The 22,673-nt window shown below is 69.1% G+C and carries 16 protein-coding genes and 1 riboswitch; of the genes, 8 read left to right on the forward strand and 8 right to left on the reverse strand.

What is annotated here, in order from left to right:
* Nucleotides 1–26 precede the first annotated feature (26 nt).
* Nucleotides 27–953 carry a 2-hydroxyacid dehydrogenase gene (locus tag ACWEFB_RS13285; RefSeq protein ID WP_452285212.1) on the forward strand — a complete coding sequence of 309 codons (927 nt, stop codon included), beginning with the start codon at nt 27–29 and terminating at the stop codon, nt 951–953.
* Here the strand turns inward: ACWEFB_RS13285 and ACWEFB_RS13290 are convergent.
* On the reverse strand, nt 947–1,345 hold the full coding sequence (locus tag ACWEFB_RS13290; protein ID WP_452285214.1) for a PH domain-containing protein: 399 nt from the start codon (nt 1,343–1,345) through the stop codon (nt 947–949). The genes ACWEFB_RS13285 and ACWEFB_RS13290 overlap by 7 nt on opposite strands.
* A gap of 191 nt (nt 1,346–1,536) precedes the next feature.
* Here ACWEFB_RS13290 and ACWEFB_RS13295 point away from each other — a divergent pair, with 191 nt between their 5' ends.
* Both ACWEFB_RS13295 and ACWEFB_RS13300 read left to right on the forward strand, forming a co-directional pair.
* Nucleotides 1,537–4,287 carry a putative bifunctional diguanylate cyclase/phosphodiesterase gene (locus ACWEFB_RS13295; protein ID WP_452285216.1) on the forward strand — a complete coding sequence of 917 codons (2,751 nt, stop codon included), beginning with the start codon at nt 1,537–1,539 and terminating at the stop codon, nt 4,285–4,287.
* A gap of 205 nt (nt 4,288–4,492) precedes the next feature.
* Complete coding sequence (locus tag ACWEFB_RS13300) at nt 4,493–5,659, forward strand: acyl-CoA dehydrogenase family protein (protein WP_452285218.1); 1,167 nt, start codon at nt 4,493–4,495, stop codon at nt 5,657–5,659.
* Between the two features lie 58 nt (nt 5,660–5,717).
* Here ACWEFB_RS13300 and ACWEFB_RS13305 read toward each other — a convergent pair whose 3' ends face one another.
* Entirely contained in the window at nt 5,718–6,986 is a 1,269-nt protein-coding gene (locus ACWEFB_RS13305; protein ID WP_326560546.1) for a serine hydroxymethyltransferase, read from the reverse strand.
* Nucleotides 6,987–7,094: 108 nt separating this feature from the next.
* Nucleotides 7,095–7,179: riboswitch (ZMP/ZTP riboswitch) on the reverse strand.
* Between the two features lie 81 nt (nt 7,180–7,260).
* Nucleotides 7,261–8,280 carry a LacI family DNA-binding transcriptional regulator gene (locus ACWEFB_RS13310; protein ID WP_452285220.1) on the reverse strand — a complete coding sequence of 340 codons (1,020 nt, stop codon included), beginning with the start codon at nt 8,278–8,280 and terminating at the stop codon, nt 7,261–7,263.
* 243 nt (nt 8,281–8,523) lie between these two features.
* Here ACWEFB_RS13310 and ACWEFB_RS13315 point away from each other — a divergent pair, with 243 nt between their 5' ends.
* Genes ACWEFB_RS13315 through ACWEFB_RS13330 form a run of 4 tightly spaced genes read left to right on the forward strand, consistent with a single transcriptional unit; the run spans nt 8,524 to nt 14,205 of the window.
* The gene (locus tag ACWEFB_RS13315; RefSeq protein WP_452285222.1) at nt 8,524–9,810 is read left to right on the forward strand and encodes an ABC transporter substrate-binding protein; all 1,287 of its coding nucleotides are present in this window, start codon (nt 8,524–8,526) and stop codon (nt 9,808–9,810) included.
* Nucleotides 9,811–9,818: 8 nt separating this feature from the next.
* Nucleotides 9,819–10,826, forward strand: coding sequence for a carbohydrate ABC transporter permease (locus ACWEFB_RS13320; protein ID WP_326560543.1), 1,008 nt, complete (start codon nt 9,819–9,821; stop codon nt 10,824–10,826).
* The gene (locus ACWEFB_RS13325; protein ID WP_452285224.1) at nt 10,823–11,719 is read left to right on the forward strand and encodes a carbohydrate ABC transporter permease; all 897 of its coding nucleotides are present in this window, start codon (nt 10,823–10,825) and stop codon (nt 11,717–11,719) included. The genes ACWEFB_RS13320 and ACWEFB_RS13325 overlap by 4 nt, the downstream gene beginning before the upstream one ends.
* Nucleotides 11,716–14,205 (forward strand): glycoside hydrolase family 2 protein, encoded by a 2,490-nt coding sequence (locus ACWEFB_RS13330; protein WP_452285226.1) that lies wholly within the window; start codon nt 11,716–11,718, stop codon nt 14,203–14,205. Before ACWEFB_RS13325 ends, ACWEFB_RS13330 begins: the two co-directional genes overlap by 4 nt.
* Before the next feature lie 186 nt (nt 14,206–14,391).
* On the opposite strand, the gene ACWEFB_RS13335 is transcribed toward ACWEFB_RS13330, so the two are convergent.
* The 3 genes from ACWEFB_RS13335 to ACWEFB_RS13345 form a co-directional block, all read right to left on the reverse strand.
* Complete coding sequence (locus ACWEFB_RS13335; protein WP_452285228.1) at nt 14,392–15,462, reverse strand: tetratricopeptide repeat protein; 1,071 nt, start codon at nt 15,460–15,462, stop codon at nt 14,392–14,394.
* Entirely contained in the window at nt 15,459–17,726 is a 2,268-nt protein-coding gene (locus ACWEFB_RS13340) for a CHAT domain-containing protein (protein WP_326560539.1), read from the reverse strand. The genes ACWEFB_RS13335 and ACWEFB_RS13340 overlap by 4 nt, the downstream gene beginning before the upstream one ends.
* Before the next feature lie 257 nt (nt 17,727–17,983).
* Entirely contained in the window at nt 17,984–19,375 is a 1,392-nt protein-coding gene (locus tag ACWEFB_RS13345; RefSeq protein ID WP_452285230.1) for a tetratricopeptide repeat protein, read from the reverse strand.
* 817 nt (nt 19,376–20,192) lie between these two features.
* On the opposite strand from ACWEFB_RS13345, the gene ACWEFB_RS13350 reads away from it, so the two are divergent.
* Nucleotides 20,193–20,843 carry a hypothetical protein gene (locus ACWEFB_RS13350; protein ID WP_452285232.1) on the forward strand — a complete coding sequence of 217 codons (651 nt, stop codon included), beginning with the start codon at nt 20,193–20,195 and terminating at the stop codon, nt 20,841–20,843.
* A 129-nt stretch (nt 20,844–20,972) separates the two neighbouring features.
* Here ACWEFB_RS13350 and ACWEFB_RS13355 read toward each other — a convergent pair whose 3' ends face one another.
* Nucleotides 20,973–21,890, reverse strand: a complete 918-nt coding sequence (locus tag ACWEFB_RS13355) for a phosphotransferase (RefSeq protein WP_452285234.1) — start codon at nt 21,888–21,890, stop codon at nt 20,973–20,975.
* Nucleotides 21,891–22,001: 111 nt separating this feature from the next.
* Nucleotides 22,002–22,667 (reverse strand): TetR family transcriptional regulator, encoded by a 666-nt coding sequence (locus ACWEFB_RS13360; RefSeq protein WP_452285236.1) that lies wholly within the window; start codon nt 22,665–22,667, stop codon nt 22,002–22,004.
* Nucleotides 22,668–22,673: the final 6 nt, after the last annotated feature.

Consider the following 22,673-nt stretch of genomic DNA (forward strand, 5'->3'; position numbering starts at 1 on the left):
GCGTACGGCGGTTAGGGTCGGCGGCTGTGAAGGCTTGGATCCCGCACGAGCACGGCCGGTCGATGCTCGGGGAGATCCCCGAGGGTGTACGCGTCGAGATCGCCCCGGACCCGGACCGGTTGCCGTCGGACCCGTCCGGGGTGGAGTTCTGGGTGCCGCCGTTCCTCGCCCGCTCCGAGGTCGTACGCCTCGCGGCCGACCTGCCCGACCTGCGGGTGGTGCAGTTGCTCACCGCGGGCGCGGACGCCTGGGCCGACCGGCTCCCCGACGGGGTGGTCCTCTGCGACGCGCGGGGTGTCCACGACTCGCCGACCGCCGAGTGGGTGGTCACCGCGATCCTCGCCCACCTGCGGATGTTCCCGTACTTCGCCCGCGCCCAGTCCCGCCACGAGTGGTCGTACGCCCAGGCGACGCCGACCGACGAGCTGGCCGGCAAGCGGGTGCTGATCGTCGGCGCCGGTTCGATCGGGGCGGCCCTGACCGCCCGGCTGCTGCCGTTCGAGGTGGAGCTGACCCTGGTCGCCCGGACCGCCCGCCCCGCCGAGGGCGTACGCGGGGTCGCGGAGTTGCCGGCGTTGCTGCCGGCGGCGGACATCGTGGTGCTGCTGGTGCCGCTGACCGGGGCGACCCGTGGGCTGGTCGACGCGCGTTTCCTGGCCGCGATGCCGGACGGTGCGCTGCTGGTGAACGCGGCCCGTGGTCCGGTCGCCGACTCCGACGCCCTGGTGGCGGAGTTGAAGACCGGTCGGCTCAGCGCGGCCCTCGACGTGACCGACCCGGAGCCGCTGCCGGCGGATCATCCGCTCTGGGAGTTGCCGAACGTCCTGCTCACCCCGCACGTCGGCGGCACCGTACGCGGACTGCTGCCGCGCGGTTACCGGCTCGCCGGTGACCAGTTGCGCCGCCTCGTGGCCGGGGAGCCGCTGCTGAACGAGGTGGTCGACGGCTACTGAGCCGTCGAGGGCGCCTGGTCGTCCGTACCCAGGAGGTGTTGACCGCTCGCGGCGACCAGCCGGTGCAGACCGTCGGCCGGCACCGCGGGCAGCGACACGACCCGACCGCCGGTGAGGGACGCGATCACCCGGCGCCGGTCGTCGACGCCCAGTTGGACCACCTCGTGCCAGGGGATCAGGCGCTGCCCGAACAGGGCCCGGATCTTCACCCCGGCCCGGTCCGCGTCGGTGCCGGCGCGCCAGGCCCAGATGCCGATCAGCAGCGGGATGAGCAGTACCGGGGTGAAGTACCAACCGGCGCTGGCCAGCGGCAGGGCGCTGATGAACGCGATCACGGCGGCCACCCAGATCGCCTGGCTGTACCGGAAGTGGACGGTATCGGTGCTGGTCACCTCCCTAGTTTCGCACCCGGTCCGGACCCCGCCACCGGTGGGAGTCGACCCGTCCGGGCCGATCTGACCCGACCGGAAGCACCGAAGCGACCAAACGGGTAGCCGTGGGATTACCAAAAGTGAGCGGTGTCACCGAGTTATTTCGTACCGGGGCGTAACCGCGCCCCGGATCCCTCGTTGACGGTTGATAGGTGCGCCGCAACCCCCCGCCGAAACCGCCCGTGGCGTACCTGCCCCGCACCGAACCGCCCGCGCACCACACCGTCCCCGTGCCCCCTGCAGAAGGCGACTTCGCCGTGTCCGTGGCGCCTCCCCCGCGCGCCGGAAAACGCCGGCGCACCATCCGGCTTCCGGAACTCGTCGCCGGATCGGCGGCAGTGAGTTTCCTGCTTGCCGGTTCCACCGGTCTCCTGTCCGCGTACCTCGCCCTGGCCGTCGCCGTCGGCGTGGTCTCCGCCCTGGTCGCCGCCCGGCTGATCCGGCTCGCGCTGGCCATCCATTCCGCCCGGCGCAGTTCCGGCCCCTGTCGGGGCGTCGGCTTCCTCGGTGTCGGTGTGGTGGCAACCGGGCTCACCGCACTCGCCCTGCCCCTGCTGCCGGCCGCGGCCCACCCCGGCGCGATCCTCACCGGGCTGCTCGTCGCCCTGCCGCTCTACCTGCTCGGCGCCCTGCTCCTGCCCGGCGCGGCGAGTACCACGTCGATGCGGCTGCGCCGGGGCTTCGACGGGCTGAGCCTCGGCATCAGCCTCGCCTTCGCCGGGTGGTTGATGCCGCCGGCCGGCGGGGTGCCACCGGTCGCCCTGGCCGTGGCGCTGCTCGCCGTGGGCGGGTTGTCGATCATCGCGGTCACCGCCCTGCGTTCGTCCGGCTACCGGCGGGTGGCCGGGCTCTGCGGTGCGGGCGCCGGGGCCTCGGTGTTCGGGCTCGGCACGCTCGGCGTACTGCTGCACTACGACGTGCCCGGCTGGGCGCCACTGGCGGCGGCGATCCCGCTGGTGATCGGGCCGATGCTGACCGCCACCGGCACCCGGTACGCCAATCCGGGCGCCAAACCGCCGGCACCGGGCGAACCCGAGACGCACCTGTCCGCGTACCCGTTGCTCACCGTGCCGGCCGTGGTCGCCACCCTGGCCGCGATCTACCACCTGGTCACGGTCGGGGAGTTCGACCACACCTCGATCGTGCTGGGGCTCGCGGTGATCCCGACCCTGGTGGTCCGCGAGGTCTTCGCGGTCCTCGACATCCGCAGCTACGCCCGACGGCTGGTCAGCCAGGAGGCGCACTTCCGGGCGCTGGTCGCCGGTGCCAACGACCTGACCCTGGTGGTCGGCGCCGACCTGCTGGTCCGTTGGCAGTCGCCGGCCGCCGCCCGGCTGTTCGGCCTGGCCGACGCGGACGTGGTCGGGCGGGCGTTCGCCGACCTGATGCACCCGGACGACGCCGCCCCGGTGACCACCATGCTGACCGGTGTGCTGACCGCCCCGGCACCGGTGACCGGGCGGACCCCGCTGGTCACCGCCCGGTTGCGCGACGGGCACGGGATCTGGCGGGACACCGAGTCCACGGTCAGCGACCAGCGGGGCGTGCCGGAGGTGGACGCGCTGGTGGTGCACGTCCGGGACGTGGGCGAGCGGCGGCAACTGGAACACCGGGTGCACCAGCTCTCCTTCACCGACCAGCTCACCGGGCTGGCCAACCGGCGGGACCTGATGCGGGCGATCGTCACCCAACGGTCGCTGTCCGGGCACACCGGCACCCTGCTCGTGGTCGACCTGCACGGCATGTCGTCGATCAACGAGACCCGTGGGCGGGAGGTCGGCGACGCGGTCCTGGTCGAGGTCGGCCGGCGGCTGCGTACCGGCGCCGGAGGTGACGACGTGGTCGCCCGGCTGGGCGGGGACGAGTTCGCGGTGGTCACCGTCGACGGCCCGATGCTGGCGTACGCGCTGGGCATCCGGCTGATCGGCGCGCTGACCGAGCCGTACCAGTTGCCGGGGACGATCGTGAGCCTCCAGGGGAGCATCGGTCTGGCCGACCTGGCCGGCGGCACCGGTGTGGACGACGTGCTCCGCCGGGCGGAACTGGCCCGGCGCCGGGCCCAGCAGCTCGGACGCAACCGGATCGAGTGGTACGACAGCTACCTGGAGGAGCAGCTCGTACGCCGGATGGACCTGGAACGAGAACTGCCCGGCGCCGCCGCGCGGGGTGAGTTCGACCTGGTCTACCAACCGGTGCTCGACCTGCACGACCGGCGCCCGGTCGGCACCGAGGCGCTGGTGCGCTGGCGCAGCCCCGTGCTCGGTACGGTCCTGCCGGCCGAACTGGTCCCGGTGGCCGAGGCCCTCGGGCTGATGGACGAGCTGGGTGGCTGGGTGTTGCACAAGGCGTGCCGCCGGCTCGCCGAGTGGTCCCGTGGCGGACGCCGGCTGTGGATGTCGGTCAACGTGTCGGTGTCCGAGCTGACCGGGCCGGATTTTGTCGGCCGGGTCGCGGCGGCGCTCACCCTGTACCAGATCGAACCGGAGCGGTTGCTGATCGAGATCTCGGAGCCGAGCGGCGAGGTCGACGTGTCGGGAGTGGTGAGCCAGCTCGGTCGGTTGCGGTCGCTCGGGGTGCGTACCGCCCTGGACGACTTCGGGCTGGGGCCGGCGTCCCTGGCCCACCTGCGCCGGATGCCGGTCGACATCCTGAAGATCAACCGGGCCCTGGTGTCGGAGCCGAGCGGCTGGCAGGGCCAGGGCAAGCCGGTCATCGACGTGGTGGTGAGCCTCGGCCGGCGGCTCGGGATGGAGATCATCGCCGAGGGGCTGGAGTCCGCCGAGCAGGTCGAACAGGCCCGGCTGGCCGGGTGCCGGTACGGCCAGGGTTACGTGCTGGCCCGTCCGGCGACCGCCGAGCGGGTGGAGGCGTACCTGGAGGAGTTCCCGAGCCCGTCCCGCTGACGGTTCGATCCTTTGTGGACGGCCGCCCCTGACGCTCCGGCAACCGGTTCCGGTTGTCAGAGCGGCCCGGAACGCGCCCGGTGGGGGAGTCCCGGTCGGTCGGGTGAGGGACCGGGGGTCCCCCGCCGGCCGGTGCCCCGCGCCGCGCATCTTCACTACCGTCGATCCCGGGGTTCCGCCGTACGGGCGGACGGGAGGGGCGAACATGAGCGACGACGCGGGCCGGCAGGTCCTCGCGGCGGTCCGGGACCTGGCATCCGGGATCAGCGGCCGGGCCGCCGAGACCGAGGAGGGTCGCCGGCTGCCGGCCGACCTGCTGGCCGACCTGGTCGCCGCCGGCTGCTTCCGGATGTTCGTCCCGCGCAGCCACGGCGGGTACGACCTCGACCCGCTCGCCGGCATCGCGGTGCTGGAGGAACTGGCCCGCGCCGACCCGGCCACCGGGTGGACCGTGATGCTCGGCAGCGAGGCCCCGCACCTGCTCGCCCTGCTCGACCGGGAACAGTTCGACAAGGTCTATGCCGACGGCCCGGACGTGATCGTCGCCGGTGGTTTCAACCCGCAGGGGCGGGCGCAGGTGGTCGAGGGCGGCTACGAGGTCGACGGCCGGTGGGCGTTCGCCAGCGGATGCGAACACGCGGACTGGATCTTCGGTAACTGCGTGGTGCTGGAGAACGGCGTACCGAGGCCGGGGCCGGGCGAGGGGATGCCGGAGACCCGGGCGATGCTCTTCCCAGCCAGCGAGGTGCAGGTCGTCGACACCTGGCGGGTGCTCGGACTGCGCGGGACCGGCAGCCACGACATCACCCTCACCTCGGCGTTCTGCCCGGACGCGTACACCTTCGACATCTTCACCGGGCGGCCGTCCGTACCGGAGGCGAACCTGGTGGCGCCGCTGGTGCAGTTCGTCCTGCACCTCGGGGCGGTGGCGGTCGGTACCGCACAGGGCGCACTGGACGAGGTGACCAAACTGGCCCTGGGCAAGCAGCGCCTCTACGCCCGTACGTCACTGGCCGACTCGGCGGTCTTCCAACTGCACCTCGGCCGGGCCGAGACGTCCGTACGGGCGGCCAGGGCGCTCCTGCGTGACCTGGCCACGGAGTTCGTCGCCGGTGCCGCCGCCGATCCCGGCGCGGTGGCCGGCTTCAGTCCGGCCGCCTCGGCGGCGCTGTCCTGGGTCACCGAGGTGACCTCGGCGGCGGTGGACATGTGCTACCGCTCCGGCGGGGGCGGGGTGGCGCGGGACTCCGCCCCGCTCCAACGCCGGTTCCGTGACATCCACACGTTCAGCCAGCACGCCGCCGCCGCGGAGGGCTTCCTCGCCACCTACGGCAGCGCCCTGCTCGGCCGCCCCGTCGGCATCGGCTACTGACACGACCAAGGGGCCCTTCCGATCGGAAGGGCCCCTTGGCCAACGCGTGCAGCCGGGGTCAGGCGGTGGTGTAACCGGGCATCGGGTACGCGGCCAGCAGGTCGCTCACCTCGCCCGCGATCCGGTCCAGGGCGCCCTCGTCGTCCTTGAGCGCGGCGGTGACCGCCTCGTCCATCCAGGTCGCCACCTGCGGCATCTGCTGCTCGGTCAGGCCACGGGTGGTGAGCGCCGCCGCACCGAGCCGGATCCCGGACGGGTCGAACGGCTTGCGGGTGTCGTACGGCACCGTGTTGTAGTTCAGCTCGATGCCGGCCCGGTCCAGCGCCTGCGCGGCGGGCTTGCCGGCGATCCCCTTGCTGGTCAGGTCGGCCAGGATCAGGTGGTTGTCGGTGCCACCGGAGGAGAGTTCGAAGCCCCGCTCGACCAGGGCGGCGGCGAGCGCCTGGGCGTTGGCGACCACCTGGTGGGCGTACGCCCGGAAGTCCTCGGTCGAGGCCTCCTTGAGTGCCACCGCGATGGCGGCGGTGGTGTGGTTGTGCGGGCCGCCCTGCAGGCCGGGGAAGACGGCCTTGTCGATCGCGCTGGCGTACTCGGCGGTCGTCATGATCATGGCGCCACGGGGGCCGCGCAGGGTCTTGTGCGTGGTCGTGGTGATGACGTCGGCGTGGCCGACCGGTGACGGGTGCGCCCCGCCCGCGATCAGGCCGGCGATGTGCGCGATGTCGGCGACCAGGATCGCGCCGACCTCGCGGGCGATCGCGGCGAAGCCGGGGAAGTCGATGGTCCGGGGGACCGCGGTGCCACCACAGAAGATCACCTTGGGGCGCTCGCGCAGGGCGATGTCGCGTACCTCGTCCAGGTCGATCCGGCCGGTCTCGCGGGAGACCTGGTAACGGACCGGGGTGAACCACTTGCCGGTGGCCGAGACCGACCACCCGTGGGTGAGGTGCCCGCCCATCGGCAGGGCCATCCCCATCACCTTGTCACCGGGGGACAGGAACGCCAGGTAGACGGCGAGGTTCGCCGGGGACCCGGAGTACGGCTGGACGTTGGCGTGGTCGACGCCGAACAGGGCGCGGGCCCGCTCGATGGCCAGCGTCTCGATCGGGTCGATGAACTGCTGGCCCTCGTAGTACCGCTTGCCGGCGTACCCCTCGGAGTACTTGTTGGTCAGTACGGTCCCGCTGGCCTCGAGTACGGCGGTGGACACGTAGTTCTCCGAGGCGATCATCCGCAGCTTGTCGTGCTGGCGCTGCGCCTCGGACTCGATCAGGGCGGCCAACTGCGGGTCGGCGGCGGTCAGGGCGGGAATCGGTGGTACGTGCACGAGGATCCTCCTGGCTGGTCGGCGCTTGCCCGGCTGCGGAGTGCGGACCGGACAAGGCTCTGCCGGAGCCGTCCCGTCCGGCCAGGGCCGGTCCAGACAGTCCCGGTTGACGTGCACCCAGGCGCGCGGTGCACTATCTCGGTCGCTCCCCGGTGGTTTCTTCCACCTCGCCGCGCCAGTCGCCTTTAACCGCCCTGATGGTAGCGGCCCGCCGGTCGTCCCCGCATGGCGCGCCACCCCCACCCGCCGCACTTAACCGCTTAACCCGTACGGATCAGGCGGTGCGGGGCGGTGCGGTGCTGCCCCGGGGGGTCAGGTGGGCGGTCTCGTCCTGGAAGCCGTCGATGGGCTCCCCGGCGATGGCGGCGAGGAGTTGGCGGGCGGCGTTGGCCCCGTACGCGGGGATGTCCCGGCTCAGCGCGGTCAGCGGGGGATGCACGAGCCGGCAGAGGGGCGAGTCGTCCCAGGCGACGATGGACAGGTCGGTGGGTACGGACAGACCCATCTCCTGGGCGACCGACAGCCCGGCGATCGCCATCACGTCGTTGTCGTAGACCAGGGCGGTCGGCCGGTCGGCGGAACTGAGCAGCCGGCGGGTGACCCGAGCCCCCTCCTCGCCGGTGTAGTCCGAAGCGACCGTGCGGGTCCGGTCCAGCCCGAGTCGTCGGCTCACCTCGGTGAACGCCTCGGTACGGATCTCCGTGTGCAGCAGGCCGGGCAGGCCGCCGATCCGGGTGATCCGGCGGTGGCCGAGGGCGTACAGGTATTCGACCGTCTCGACCAGGGCCGCCGCGTCGTCGGACCAGACGCTGGCCAGCCGGCCGGTGTGTCCGGGGCCGCCGATCACCACGGTCGGCAGTCCCAACTCCTCCAGCGCCGGCACCCGCTGGTCGTCAACCCGCAGGTCACAGAGGAAAACGCCGTCGATCCGGCGCTCGCCCCACCACCGCCGGTAGACGGCGATCTCGGTTTCCGGGTCGGCGACGATCTGGAGGGTCAGCGCGTACGACCGGGCGGAGAGTTCGGCCTCGACGCCACTGATCAGCTCCATGAAGAACGGCTCGATGCCGAGGGTACGGGCCGGTCGGCGCAGGGCCAGCCCGACCGCGTTGGCGGTCGCGCCGCTCAGGGCGCGGGCGGCGCTGTTCGGGTTGAAGCCGATCTCGCGGGCGATGGCGATGATGCGCTGCCGGGTGGTCTCCGAGACGCCGGGCTGGCCGTTGAGGGCGTAGGAGACCGCCCCCTTCGAGACCCCGGCCTGGCGGGCGATGTCGGCGATGGTGGGCCGCTTCACCGGCGCTCCCTCTGCTGGTCGGCCGGAACGCTCCGGTCTGGTCACTGGCTCGGCGCTGGAAACGGCCTGCGGCGGCAGCCGCTTGTCCGGTTAAGCATAACCATCGCCGATCTCCGTTACGGGATGCCCACGCTGTTAACACGTCATTGACATGGCTGAGACCCGACCGTACGGTGGCTTCACTTATCCGGTTCAGTCGACGTTCCTCGATGTCGGGAGCGTTCCCACAGTGTGGAGGAAAACATGGCAGGGTCCGGGGCCCGATGGGTCCGGCTGGTCGCCGCGAGCGCGGCGGGGATGCTTCTGGTCGCGGGTTGCAGTGGCAACAGCGGCGGCGGTTCGGAGTCGGGTGGCGCCGTCACCCTGAAGATCGCCTACTGGGGCGACTTCGGGCTGGACGAGCTGAAGGGCAGGTACGAGGCCGCGAACCCGAACGTCAAGATCAGCCTGAACACCGGCGAGTACAACGCCCAGCACGAGGACCTGCAGAAGAAGCTGATCGCCGGGGACGGCGCCCCCGACATCGCCGCCATCGACGAGGGTTTTGTCGTCCAGTTCCGCGGCCAGGCCGACAAGTTCGTCAACCTGCTCGACTCCGGCGCCGGCCAGTACGAGAGCAAGTACCTGTCGTGGAAGTGGAAGCAGACGCTGACCCCCGACGGCAAGGCCCAGATCGGCCTCGGCACCGACGTCGGCGGGCTGGCCATGTGTTACCGGACCGACCTGTTCCAGGCCGCCGGCCTGCCCACCGAACGGGACAGGGTCTCCGCCCTCTGGCCCACCTGGGACCAGTTCATCAGCACCGGCCAGACCTACACCAGGGCGACGGGCAAGAAGTTCATCGACTCCGGCACCAACATCTTCAACCCGGTACTCGGGCAGCAGTCGGTCGGGTTCTACGACCAGGGCGACGCGCTCCAGATGAACGGCGGGCCGAAGGTCGCCTTCGACACGGCGGCCAAGGCGATCCAGGCCGACATCTCCGCGAACCTGCCGGCCTTCCAACCGGAGTGGAACGCCGCGTTCGCCAAGGGCAGCTTCGCCGTACTGGCCTGCCCGGCGTGGATGCAGGGGCACATCAAGAACAGCGCCCCGGACACCGCCGGCAAGTGGGATGTGGCCGCGATCCCCGGCGGTGGCGGCAACTGGGGCGGCTCGTTCCTCACCATCCCCAAGCAGAGCAAGCACGCCGACGAGGCGTACAAGCTGCTGGAGTGGCTGATCCAGCCCGAGCAGCAGATCGAGATCTTCAACAAGGTCGGCAACCTGCCGTCCCAGCCGGCCCTCTACCAGGACCCGGCGATCCGGGACTTCACCAACCCGTTCTTCAACAACGCACCCGTCGGCCAGATCTTCTCCAAGACCGCCGAGGGCCTGACCCCGCAGTACCTGGGCAGGAAGAACGGACCGACCCGGGTCGCGGTGGAGAACGTACTGAACCGGATGCAGAACGGTGACCTCAAGGGCAAGCCGCTGAGCCAGGCGTGGACCGAGGCGAACAAGGAAGCCCAGAAGGCGGCCACGTCCTAGGAGGTCCGATGTCCGTCACCCGTGCCGACCCGGCGGCGCCGCCGGGCGGACCGGCCGGGCGCCCCACCGGTCGCGACGAGCCCGACCGTCACCGCTGGCGCAACCGGCTGCACCGCTTCGACATGCGCTTTACGCCGTACCTGCTCGTCGCCCCGTTCTTCCTGCTGTTCCTGGTGTTCGGGCTCTTCCCGATCATCTTCAACGGAGTCGTCGCGCTGCGGCACTGGCGGCTGGACGACGCCACCCTGACCGGCTGGGCCGGGCTGGCGAACTTCGAGAAACTGCTCACCGACGACGACTTCTGGAACGCGCTCTACAACACGTTCGGCATCTTCGTCCTCTCCACCGTCCCCCAGTTGACCCTGGCGCTGGTCATCGCGTCGGTGCTCAACCGCCGGCTGCGCGCACAGACCTGGTTCCGGGTCGGGGTGCTGCTGCCGTACGTCACCCCGATCACCGCCTCGACCCTCGTCTTCGCGGTGGTCTTCGCCCGCGACGGCGGTGTGGCCAACTGGGTCCTCTCGGTCCTGCACCTGACCGGCGACGAGCCGATCGACTGGCGCAGCGCGAAATGGTCGTCCTGGTTCGTGCTGGCCACGATGGTCAACTGGAAGTGGATCGGCTACAACGCGCTGCTCTACCTCGCCGCGATGCAGTCGATCCCGCGTGACATCTACGAGGCAGCGGCCGTCGACGGGGCCGGGGTCTGGCGGCAGCTCTGGCGGATCACCGTACCGATGATCCGGCCCGTGGTGATCTTCACGGTGGTGCTGTCGACCATCGGTGGCCTGCAACTCTTCACCGAACCGATGCTGCTGGAGCAGAACGCCCAGGCGGCCCGGGGCGGCGCCAACGGCGAGTGGCAGACCATCGCCCAGCTCATCTACAAGGTCGGCTGGAAGGACCTCAACCTCGGGTACGCCGCCGCCATGTCCTGGGCACTGTTCCTGATCATCGTGGTGGTCGCCGCGGTGAACGCACTGATCACCAACCGGCTCGGTGGGGGGAAACGATGAGTACGACCACCACCCCGCAGGCGCCGCGCAGCCGCCGACGGGCCGCGTTGACCGGACGGGCCCCGGCGGACACCCCCGGCAGCCTGTGGAACTACGTCTTCCTCTCCCTGGTCATCCTCTTCTCCGCCTTCCCGCTCTACTGGATGCTGGTGATCGCCACCAGCACCGACGCGGCCCTGGCCAAGATCCCACCCCAGGTGGTTCCCGGTGACCAGCTCCTGACCAACCTGCGCGAGGTCTTCTCGATGCAGGACGTCTACTTCATCCAGTCCCTGGCCAACAGCGCGATCGTATCGACAGTCGTCACCGTCGCCGTCCTCTTCTTCTGCTCGTTGGCCGGCTTCGCCTTCGCCAAGCTCCGGTTCAAGGGCCGCAACGTCCTGATGGTGATCGTGATCCTCACCCTGACCGTGCCGAACCAGCTCGGCGTGGTCGCGCTCTACATCGTGATGGGCAAGATCGGGTGGAACGGCACCCTGCTCGCCGTCATCGTGCCCGGCCTGGTCAGCGCGTTCGGGGTCTTCTACATGCGGCAGTTCATCCTGGAGGCGGTGCCGGACGAGCTGGTTGAGGCGGCCAGGATCGACGGCGCCACCACGATGCGCATCTACGCCAGCGTCGTCCTGCCGGCCGTACGCCCGGCGCTGGCCGTACTGGGCCTGCTCACCTTCGTCGGCACCTGGAATGATTTCCAGTGGCCGTTGATCACCCTGAACGGGACCGACTACCCGACCTCGATGGTCGCCATCTCCGACCTCGCCAGCGGAAACTACGTGCTCTACCGCCGGGTCCTGGCCGGTGCACTGGTGGCCACCATCCCGTTGCTCATCATGCTGTTCATCGGTGGACGGCAGATCGTACGAGGAATCATGGAAGGCGCGATCAAGTCATGACGTTTCGCTCAACCGAACCGGCCGTGCTTCCCTCCCGGCGTCCGTTGCACGACGGCTGGTCGGTCCGGCCCGTGGCTCATTCCGGGGTTCCCGCGTCCGTGTCCGACCAGCCGGTTCCGGCGACCGTACCGGGTTGTGTGCACACCGACCTGCTCGCCGCGGGGCTGATCCCGGACCCGTACCTGGACAGCAACGAGCTGGCCGTGGCCTGGATCGGACGGACCGACTGGGTCTACCGGACCACCTTCGAGTGGGACGACCAGGCGGCCGACCGGGTGGACCTGGTCTGCGCCGGGCTCGACACGGTGGCGACCGTCCAGCTCAACGGGGTGGAGGTCGGGCGTACCGCCAACATGCACCGGAGCTACCGGTTCGACGTACGCTCGCTGTTGCTGCCGGGGGAGAACACCCTGGAGGTCCGGTTCGACTCCGCGTACCGCTACGCCGAGGGGTTGCGTGACTCGCTCGGTGACCGGCCGAACGCGTACCCGGAGCCGTTCAACTTCATCCGGAAGATGGCCTGCAACTTCGGTTGGGACTGGGGTCCGACGCTGGTCACCGCCGGCATCTGGCAGCCGATCGAGCTGCACACCTGGTCGGTCGCCCGGCTGGCCGAGGTCCGCCCGCTGGTCACCGTCACCGACAACACCGGCCGGGTCGAGGCGGTGGTCACCGTCGAGCGCGCCGCCGCCGAGCCGCTGACCGTCAGCCTCGCGGTCGCCGGGGTACGCACCGAAGCCGTCATCCCGGCCGGCGTTACGAGTACGGTCCTGACCCTCGACGTGCCCGACCCCGACCTGTGGTGGCCGCGCGGCTACGGCGAGCAGACCCGGTACCCGCTCGACGTGACCCTGCGGGGCCCCGACGGCACAGCCCTCGACACCTGGCAGCGCCGGATCGGTTTCCGCTCCACCAGCCTCGACACCAGAGAGGACGAGCACGGTTCCGCGTTCACCATCCTGGTCAACGAAACCCCGATCCTGATCCGTGGCGTCAACTGGATCCCCGACGACGTCTTCGTCACCCGGGTCACCCGCGAGCGCTACGCCGCCCGGTTCACCCAGGCCGTCGACGCGAACGTCAACATGCTCCGGGTCTGGGGCGGCGGCCGGTACGAGTCCGAGGACTTCTACGACCTCGCCGACGAGCTTGGCCTCCTGGTCGAGCAGGACTTCCCGTTCGCGTGCGCGGCGTACCCGGAGGAGGAACCGTTCGCCGCCGAGGTGGAGGCCGAGGCACGTGAGCAGGTCGTACGCCTGGCCAGCCACCCGAGCCTGGTTCTCTGGATCGGCAACAACGAGAACATCTGGGGCTGGCACGACTGGGACTGGCAGGAGCCGCTGGGGGACCGGACCTGGGGCGCCGGCTACTACTTCGAGCTGCTCCCGGCGATCGTCGCCGAACTGGACCCGACCCGACCGTACTGGCCGGGCAGCCCCTGGTCGGGACGGACCGACAAACACCCGAACGACCCCGCGTACGGCAGCATGCACATCTGGGACGTGTGGAACCGTGAGGACTACACGAAGTACCGCGAGTACCGCCCACGGTTCGTGGCCGAGTTCGGCTACCAGGCCCCACCGGCGTACGCGACCCTGCGCCGGGCACTGAGCGACGAACCCCTGGCCCACAATTCGCCCGGTATGGCCCACCACCAGAAGGCCGCCGACGGGGACGCGAAACTGCAACGGGGACTCGACGCCCACCTGCCGCCCCCGGCCGACTTCGACGACTGGCACTACCTGACCCAGCTCAACCAGGCCCGCGCGATCACTCTCGGGGTGGAACACTTCCGGGCGTTGCGCCCCCACTGCATGGGGACCATCGTCTGGCAGCTCAACGACTGCTGGCCGGTCACATCGTGGGCCGCCGTCGACGGCGACGGCCGTCGCAAACCCCTCTGGTACGCCCTGCGCCGGGTGTACGCCGACCGACTGCTGACCGTACAACCGGGTGACGGCGGTGGGTTGAACCTGGTCGCGGTGAACGACGGGGGCGTGCCCTGGCGTACGTCGGTGACCGTGACCCGGCTGACCCTGGACGGGGAACCGGCCGCGAAGACGGCCCTCGACCTGGAGGTGGCACCGCATTCGGTGTCGACGGTTCCGCTCCCGGCCGAGTTGTCCACCGCCGACCGTCCCCGGCACGAACTGCTGCTAGCCGAAGCAGTCGGTACGGGCGAGCGCGCGTTCTGGTTCTTCGCCGAGGACAAAGATGTTGCCTACCCGACCGCTGCCTACGACACGGAGGTCGAGTCGTCCGTTGGTGCGAGCGGCCACGTGACCCGGGTACGGGTTACCGCTCGGACGATTCTGCGGGATCTGGTGCTGGCGGCTGACCGGCTCGACCCGACGGCTGAGGTGGACGAGGCCCTGGTCACGCTGCTGCCAGGGGAGTCGGCCACGTTCACCGTCCACTCGGCTGGGGCGTTGGAGGCGGCGGCGTTGACCAGTCGACCCGTACTGCGCTGCGTCAACGACCGGTAGCCATCTGAGAAAGAGGAAACAGACGCACCCGCACCGTGGCAGAAACAATGCAGTCAGTCTTGACGCCTCGGTGAGCGGTGAAACACTTTCTACGCGCGTTGAACACAGCGGCAGTCTCGGTGTATCGGGTCCGGTCGGGCGATGCGCACCTGCCCGGTTTTCAGCCCAGCCGAGTGGGTGAGGTGATTAGGTCGCTTTCTGGGTTCTTGCCCGTTCTTGGCGTACCTGTTCGAGTGTGGCAGCGTCGGATGCTAGGTCCGGGTGGCCGACTTGGCGGTCGAGGTTGACGACGAGTTCTAGCTCGCCGATTGCCCAGTCGAGGTTTCCCTCCGCCCGGTGGATCATCCCGATGTTGTACCGGGTGACTGCTTCGCCGACCCGGTTGCTGACCTCCCGCGTAATGGAAAGGGCCTGTTGGTAGTGGGTGAGGGCTTGCTGTTGGTCCCCGAGCCCGTTGTACACGGCGCCGATGTTGTTGAGGGTGGCCGCTTCGCCGGCGCGGTCGCCGACTTCCCGCCGGATGGGGAGGGCCTGTTGGTAGTAGGTGAGGGCTTGCGGCAGGTCCCCGAGGTTGTCGTGCACGCCGCCGATGTTGTTGAGGGTGGTTGCTTCGCCTGCGCGGTTGCCGACGTCCCGTTGGATGCGAAGGGCCTGTTGGTAGTAGGTGAGGGCTTGCTGTTGGTCCCCGAGCCCGTTGTACACGTGGCCGATGTTGTTGAGGGTGGTTGCTTCGCCTGCGTGGCTGCCGACGTCCCGTTGGATGGGGAGGGCCTGTTGGTAGTAGGTGAGGGCTTGCTGCCGGTCCCCGAGCCCGTTGTATACGAGGCCGATGTTGTTGAGGGTGGCCGCTATGCCGGCGTGGTCGCCGACGTCCCGTTGGATGGGGAGGGCCTGTTGGTAGTAGGTGAGGGCTTGCTGCCGGTCCCCGAGGCTGTCGTACACGCCGCCGATGTTGTTGAGGGTGGCCGCTTCGTTGCCGCGGTTGCCGACCTCGCGGTACAGGTGCAGGGCCCGCTCGTAGTTGTCCAGGGCCTGTTGGGGTTGCCCTGTGGAGGATTGGGCCCAGCCCAGGTCGTAGAAGGCACCGGCGTCCGGGCCGAGGGTCAAGGTCGCGTTAGCGAGGGCCGCGACGTCGGCGAACCGGGACCTGCCCAGCCACACCCTCGCCACCCGCTCCCCGACGTCCCGGGCGATCACCGACTCCCTACCGGCCACCGCCAGCCGATGCACCTCCACTAACTGGGTGAGGGTGGTCATGACGCGGACTTGGGGGTGGCGGGGTCGGTGACCCAGAGTTGGTAGAGGGATCGTGCGCCGGCGGCACAGGCTTGGGCGTACTCGTCATCGGTGAGCAGGGGGCGGATGAGGGGGCGTAGAACATTGGAAACGTAGTAGCGGGGTTGGCGGGTTTCGGGGTCGGTGCCTTCTTCGATCAGGCCGAGTTGGGCGGCGCGTTTGATGTGGCCGGTGGTCTCCGGGTGGTTGTGGATGGCCTTGATGGTCTCAGCGGGGACGGGCAGTTCGACGACGTTGACCTTCGCGAGCATCTTTTGCAGATCGGAGGTTTGAGAGCTGAGGAGGTTCTTCGCGAGGATGGTCTCCCGGCGGAACCGGTCGGCCTCCTGCTCGATGGTGGCGATGAGGCCTTCAATGTCGAGGCTGGTGTCGGCGACGATCAGGTCGAGCCAATCGAGTAGGCGGGGGTTGCCGGCCGCAGCCTGGATGGCGCGCTTGCGGATGTCGGGGTCGACGGAGGATGCAGGGCCCAGGTTCGGCAGGTTCGCGAGTTTCTTCTTCTGTTCGATCTCGCTGAGGGATTCGAGTGACTCGACGACGATCGCGGTTGCGGCGGGCCTAGGGAACCGATAGCGGCTGGTGATGATAACTCGGCTGGGGCTGCCGGTTTCGCGGATGGCCTTGAGTAGGGCGGGCAGGATGTCGGCCATCTCATAGGAGAGCACGTGAGTGCCGTCGCGTTCGTCGAGGTTGCCGTCCTCGAAGTCGTCGAACACGAACAGGCAGGGGGTCCGCCCGAGAGGCCCGTCGACACGGAGCAGGTGGCGCAGGCGGGCGGCAAGGGGAGCCTGATTGTTGTCGAGGAGCTCGGCTGCCTGCAATTCCTGCTCAAGGGTGGGGAGTTTGACCTTGGTGGTGAGTTCTCGAAACTTGGTCAGGTCGACGCGGCCGTACCAGACGACCCGCTGGTGGCTGGGCATGCGTTCCAGTAGCCGGGAGGCGAGGCTGCTCTTGCCGAGGCCGCCCATGCCGTGCAGGATGAGGGCCTCAGCCGCGCCGTCGTGACCGTGGGGTTGCTTGAGCGTGCGCAGGCAGCGCTGGATGACGCGCCGTCGTCCAACGAAGGCGGCGCGGGTGGCAACCCGGGACAGCTGAGTTTGCCGGTCGAGGAAGTCCTGGTCGGCGGGCCGAATCTGGATCCATGCACGCCCCTCGGTGCGCAGAGGCGTGACCATGGGTGCCAGCGGGGACTTGTCGGCGTAGACGCGTAGCAGGTGCCAGTTGCCCCGCTTGTGCTTGTAGAGATGCTGGCGGGCCTCGATGACGGCCCGGTCGAGGGGCTCACCGTCAGCCAGTGTCTGGTAGAGCTGGGCGGCGAACTCGGTCGCGGAGACGTCGCCGACCGGCAGCGCCCACCCCAGCACGGCGGGGGCTCCAGCACGGACGAGGCTCTCGCTCATGGAGGGGAAAGTGCCTGCGTCGGGGGCGCTACCGGTGAGGCAGCCGGAGACGAAAACCAGTCGGGGCCAGCGCCCGGCCATGGCCTGGGCGATCTCGTCAGCCGTGGCGTAGGCCAGCCCGCCGAACTCGTTCTCCGCCAGGAAAGTGGGTTGGCTGTCCGTGCTGATGGTGGCGTGGCCGCTCAGATGCAGGACGTCGAAGTATCCCGCACCATAGTCGCGACTGATAAAGCGAAGCCCTTCCAGGGTGCCGCTCTCCTCGACGACCAGTTCAGTGCCCGTACGCGAGGTCGCAGACAGGATGGCCGCCTCCTCCGCCTCGTAGTGGAGCACGGGCTCGACACCCTCCGGGGACGTCGCCATGAACAGCACCCGCAGGGGACGGTTTCCAGGGGAGGTCGAGGTTTTGAGGGCCGTGTTGGTGCCGACGGCACGTACCGGTAGCAGCGGTGCGTGGCCGGAGACGGTCAGGTACGAGCCGTTATCGGCGAGCAGCTCCCAGGGGAGGTGCCGTAGCCGTTCCCCGGCGGTGATCCGCAGCGTGGCGCCGGACGGGTGGTCCAGCACCGGAGTCAGCCACCGTTCGTCGCCGTCGAGGAAGGTGGCCAGTTTTGCGCCGAGGTCACGTAGCTGCGGGGAGCCGAACACCTTTTGGGCGACCGCATCCTGGCTGTAGTCGCGCTCCACCATCTCAATGAGGTGGTCGATCGCTGCTCCGTCCACGACACGGGTCTTCGGGGTGCCGCCATCGGCCGACAAGCGCAGTTCCCAGTGGCCTGACGTCTGCTGAAAAATCCCCAGCTCGTAGCTGTTCATCTCGCTCATCCAGGTTGTCTCCGCCCTCAACTCTGCTGCGATTCGTCATGCGGAAAAACGATCTCCAGCTGCCCCTGGCCGACGTCGGACAAGTCGAGCCAGGCCCCGTCGTTGAGCAGGATCTTGACGGTGACACCTTCGGGGTGGAGGGAACGTGACACACTGCCGCCGGGCCTAGTGGCCCCGACAAGGGCGACGTGGAGATCCGCTACCCAACGCGTGGCGTCCGGTCCCGAGACTTCAAGTGAGGGAGTACCCACTGTCAATCATTCTTCCGCTTGTTTGAGCTGGATGAGAAGTGCTCGGATTTGGTCCAGTGCCGGATGACTCGTTCGCTCGGCCAAGGCGATGGCTCGGCGCTGGAAATGCGCAGCATCGTCGACTCGTGCCATCTGCAACAGCATGACAGCCATGTTGAAACTCGTCGTCGCCTCTGATATGCGGTCGCCGATAGCGTGAAATATCGCAAGGCCTTCGTCGTAGTTGTCCTTTGCTCCTGCGAAATCGCCCTGCTGGAACCGGATTGCGCCGATGTTGTTGAGGGTGGTCGCTTCGCCGGCGCGGTTGCCGACCTCTCGGTGGAGGGGCAGGGCCTGTTGGTAGTAGGTCAGGGCCCGCTGCTGGTCCCCGAGCCTGTCGTGCACGAGGCCGATGTTGTTGAGGGTGGCCGCTTCGCCGGTGCGGTCGCCGACCCCTCGCAGGATGGGGAGAGCCTGCTTGAAGTAGGTCAGGGCCTGCTGCTGGTCCCCGAGCCCGTCGTGCACGGAGCCGATGTTGTTGAGGGTGGTCGCCTCGCCGGCGCGGTCGCCGACCTCCTGCCGGATGGACAGGGCCTGTTGGTAGCGGGTCAGGGCCTGCTGCTGGTCCCCGAGGTTGTTGTGCGCGCCGCCGATGTTGTTGAGGGTGGTCGCTTCGCCGGCGCGGTCGCCGACCTCCCGATGGAGGGGTAGGGCCTGTTGGTAGTAGGTCAGGGCCTGCTGCTGGTCCCCGAGCCCGTCGTGCGCGCCGCCGATGTTGTTGAGGGTGGTCGCTTCGCCGGCGCGGTCGCCGACCTCCCGCCGGATGGACAGGGCCTGTTGGTAGTAGGTCAGGGCCTGCTGCCGGTCCCCGAGGTTGTTGTACACGAGGCCGATGTTGTTGAGGGTGGTCGCTTCGCCGGCGCGGTCGCCGACCCTCTGCATGATGGGCAGGGCCTGCTGATAGTAGGTCAAGGCCTGCTGCCGGTCCCCGAGATTGTCGTGCACGAGGCCGATGTTGGTGAGGGTGGTCGCTTCGCCGGCGCGGTCGCCGACCTCCCGCCGGATGGACAGGGCCTGTTGGTAGTAGGTCAGGGCCTGCTGCCGGTCCCCCAAGTTGTTGTACACGGCGCCGATGTTGTTGAGTGTGGCGGCGTCGTAGCCTTCCTTGCCGGCCTTGCGGTACAGGTGCAGGGCCCGCTTGTAGCTGCTCAGCGCCTGTTGGGGTTGCCCGGTGGAGGATTGGGCCCAGCCTAGGTCGTGGAAGGCATCGGCGTCCGGACCGAGAGTCAGGGTAGCCCCCGCAAGGGCGGCGACGTCCGCGAACCGAGACCCGCGAAGCCACGCCCGCGCGACCTGTCTCCCGACATCCCGGGCGATCACCGGCTCCCGACCGGCTACCGCCAGTCGATGCACCTCCACCCACTGGGAGACCGTGGCAGCCGACCTGCCGGACAGAGGCGCCGGTTCCCAAGCCCGCCCGTCGTCGGCGGCTGCGCCTAGGGCATCAGTCAACCCAACACCGTCCCCGCTCGGCTCTGCGACCTCTGACACCGCGCAATCTCCTCGACAAGGGACTCACAAGAAACCGAACCGTACACAGTTCTGGCCCAAAGAACCGGCGATTCCTCACAACCGACGCCGCTAACCGCACGACACCGGAAAAGCTACATCCAAAACCAATCTGCTGACCCTCAAGTTCCACTCCATCTCACGGTCCAGAGCGACTTAAGATGCCCATGCCGAATCACACAGCCGCCCCATGGTTCGATTCACCTGAGCTGCGACCGACCGTCGTCCTCAAGCAAAGGCCGCATCACTCCAGACGTTGGGGCGCACCGGGCCCGTTCCAGTCCACCGTCAAACGCCGGGCGCCGTCGCCCAGCAACCGGAATCCCTCCACAACGGCCAGCACGATACCGCTGACTCCGAGCTCGTAGCCTGTAACGACCATGATCTGACACTTGAGACCATGCCCTTCACGGCCAAGAATCAGTCGGCTAAACGCGCTCGGCCGCACCTTAGGGGCACCGACCGGGTCTGTCTCGTGAAGGGTGGGTCGCGTATTTGATCCGCGCGAGTTCGGTCGTCGAACCGTCCTGAGGACGAAGCGCGGTGACGGTGAAGGTGTGCCCGGCCATGCAGATGTCGCGGCACCGATTTTGATCATGGGTCTGGCTGTGGTCGAGGCCGACGGCGACCTGCTCCATGACGGGCAGGGGCGGTTGGGGATGCCACAATGCTTCGGGTTCCGACCATGGGGGGATTCATGTCCGTGGAGCTACAGGCAGCGATGCCGGTCGCCTTCCCCGTCGTCGCGCTGGTGACCACGACCCGGGAGGTACTGACCGAGTTGCTGGGCGGCTGTTCCGTACCGGCGATTGCTGTACGCACCGACCGCCGGTACGAGCAGGGTGAGTTGGTCGATCCGGGTCGGGTCCTGACCCCGGCCGAGCAGGAGACGACCATCGTCGGCGCCGATCTGGTCGGGCCTGACTACGCCCGCTCAGGCCCGTTCTACCGCCTGGTGGTAGGCGACGAGGACGACGGCGCGTCTTTCTACGTCAGCGCATACCCGGCCTATCCCGAGTTCGACGAACCAGCACGGATCATTCTGTTGTGCATCCCGGACCGAACCTGCGTGGGCGTCGCCGTCGGGGCAGCAACCACGCTGGCCGCGGCCATTCGCGGTGGCGGTCAGATCGAGGAATGCCAGCTCGACCTGTTCCCGGTCGTCGACCCACGTGCGGCGATCCAGGCGTTGCGCCTGCCCGATGCGGGAACGGGATTCGTCGACCAATGTGTACGGTTCGTGCGCGCGATCAAGCCGCTCAACGGCTGGCCGTCGACGGTCAATGCTGCCTCCTGGCCCACCTCGTGGCCTAGCTGAGGACGCCGCGTACACGTGGGTGTTGGTGCACGCGGTGGCCGCCGGCCTGATTCTGGGGCCGTCACCCGGTCTCGGCTGTTTTTGCGGGACCGGCCCATCCGGACTGACCGGGCGTCACCAACCCCAACGTCACGGTCGACCGTCGAGGAACATCCGTAGCCGGGTGAGGGTTTGCTTGTTGTCGCCGGGCACATGCCCGTTGACCGCGCGGCACACCCACCCCAGCCGCAACGCCACCCCGGCCGCGGCGACAAGGTCGCCGTCGAAACGCTCGGTGTACGGGGCCAGATAGGCATCACGGAACGGCGCGGTGTCGACGGAGTTCTCGACATCGTCCAGGCCCCACGCCAACACCCCCTCTAGGGTCACCGACAGGGTGAAGAACGGATGCGAGATGCACGCGTCGCCCCAGTCGAGCACCAGGTGGCGGCCGTCCCGGACGAAAACCTGTGCGTCGTGCAGGTCGTCGTGCTGGAGGAGTTCGGGCAGCGCGTACGCGGCAAGTTCGTCGCACAGGTCGGCCACCAACCGCGACGCGTCGCGGTACCGCCGCTCGGCGCCGATCTCGTCCAGCAGACGTTCGTACGCGCCCGGCAGCACGGCGAGCCGCATGTCCGGTACGCCCAGGGCGAGCAGGTCGTCCACGTCCCCGGCGAGGTCGAGCTGGATGCCGGCGTAGAGCGGCAGGACGTCGTACCAGCGGCCGAGGTCCCGCTCGCGTGCCGTCACCGTACGCAGACTTTCCCCGCCGTCGGTCATCAGCATCCAACCGGCGGTGGTGTCGGCGGCGAGCAGCGGTGGTGCCGCATCGGGCCGGCGAGCGGCGATACGGTCGACGACGGCGGCCTCGTGCCGTAGCGGGTCGGCATTCGCCTTGAACCAGACCGAGCCCATCTCGGTCGGGATCCGCAGCACCGTCGACCACGGGTAGACATGCGGCTGCTCAATCGCCCCGGTACGGGTTATGCCCAACTCATCGAGGCGGCCGTCGATCCAGCCGTGCACCCCGGCCAGCCAGTCGCGATCGCGCCAACGCCCGTCCTCCATGGCGGGGACCTTACTGACCCATCGAGCCTCCGCGACATCGGTTATCCCGGCCGTCAGCGGTGGTGCCGCCCGTACACCGGTTGTGATCACGCGGCGGGCGCGACCCGCCGCTCATTCCCCACGTGGTGCGACGGTCGTCTCGACAAGCCCGATGGCCGTTGCCTCAAGGAGCAGCCGGAGCCGTGGCTCGAAGTCGAGGGCGACGTGACCCCAGTGCGGTACCTGCTCGTACAGGGCGGCAAGTGTCGGCGTCGGGTGCGACACCTGCCAGAAGCTGGCGGCGAACGCAAGGGTTGCTGCCACCAGGGCCTGGATCTGCTCGACGGTCATGCCGCTTGCATGATCCAAGGCGCTCACGATCTCGTCGTGGGCGGCGAAGGAGCTGGTCTTGTACCGACGGGCTCGCTCCATGTCGACGTCGCCCTCAAGGGTCAACGTGACGTGGGTCAGGAGATCGCAGAAGACCGGCAACGACGCGATGGTGTCGGCCATGACCGACGCGACCTCCCGGGGGCCAAGGCCGTCGCCGTCACCGAGCTTGTCCCGGATCCCGTCGCGCCACTGGCGCCATCCGCGTTCGGCGAGTTCGAGGAGTAGTTCCTCCTTGCTGGCGTAGTAACGCCGCACGCCCGTCCGGTGGAGTCCCGCCCTTTCGGTGACGGGCGCCAGCGTGACGAACCGGACGCCCCCCAGCTCAAGGGCGACCGACTCGGCCGCCGCCAGGAGGGCTTCCGAGCGCTGTGCCTTGTCGTTGAGTGATCGTGCCCGCTGTCGCACTCGACA

It is taken from the genome of Micromonospora sp. NPDC004704 (assembly GCF_053601675.1).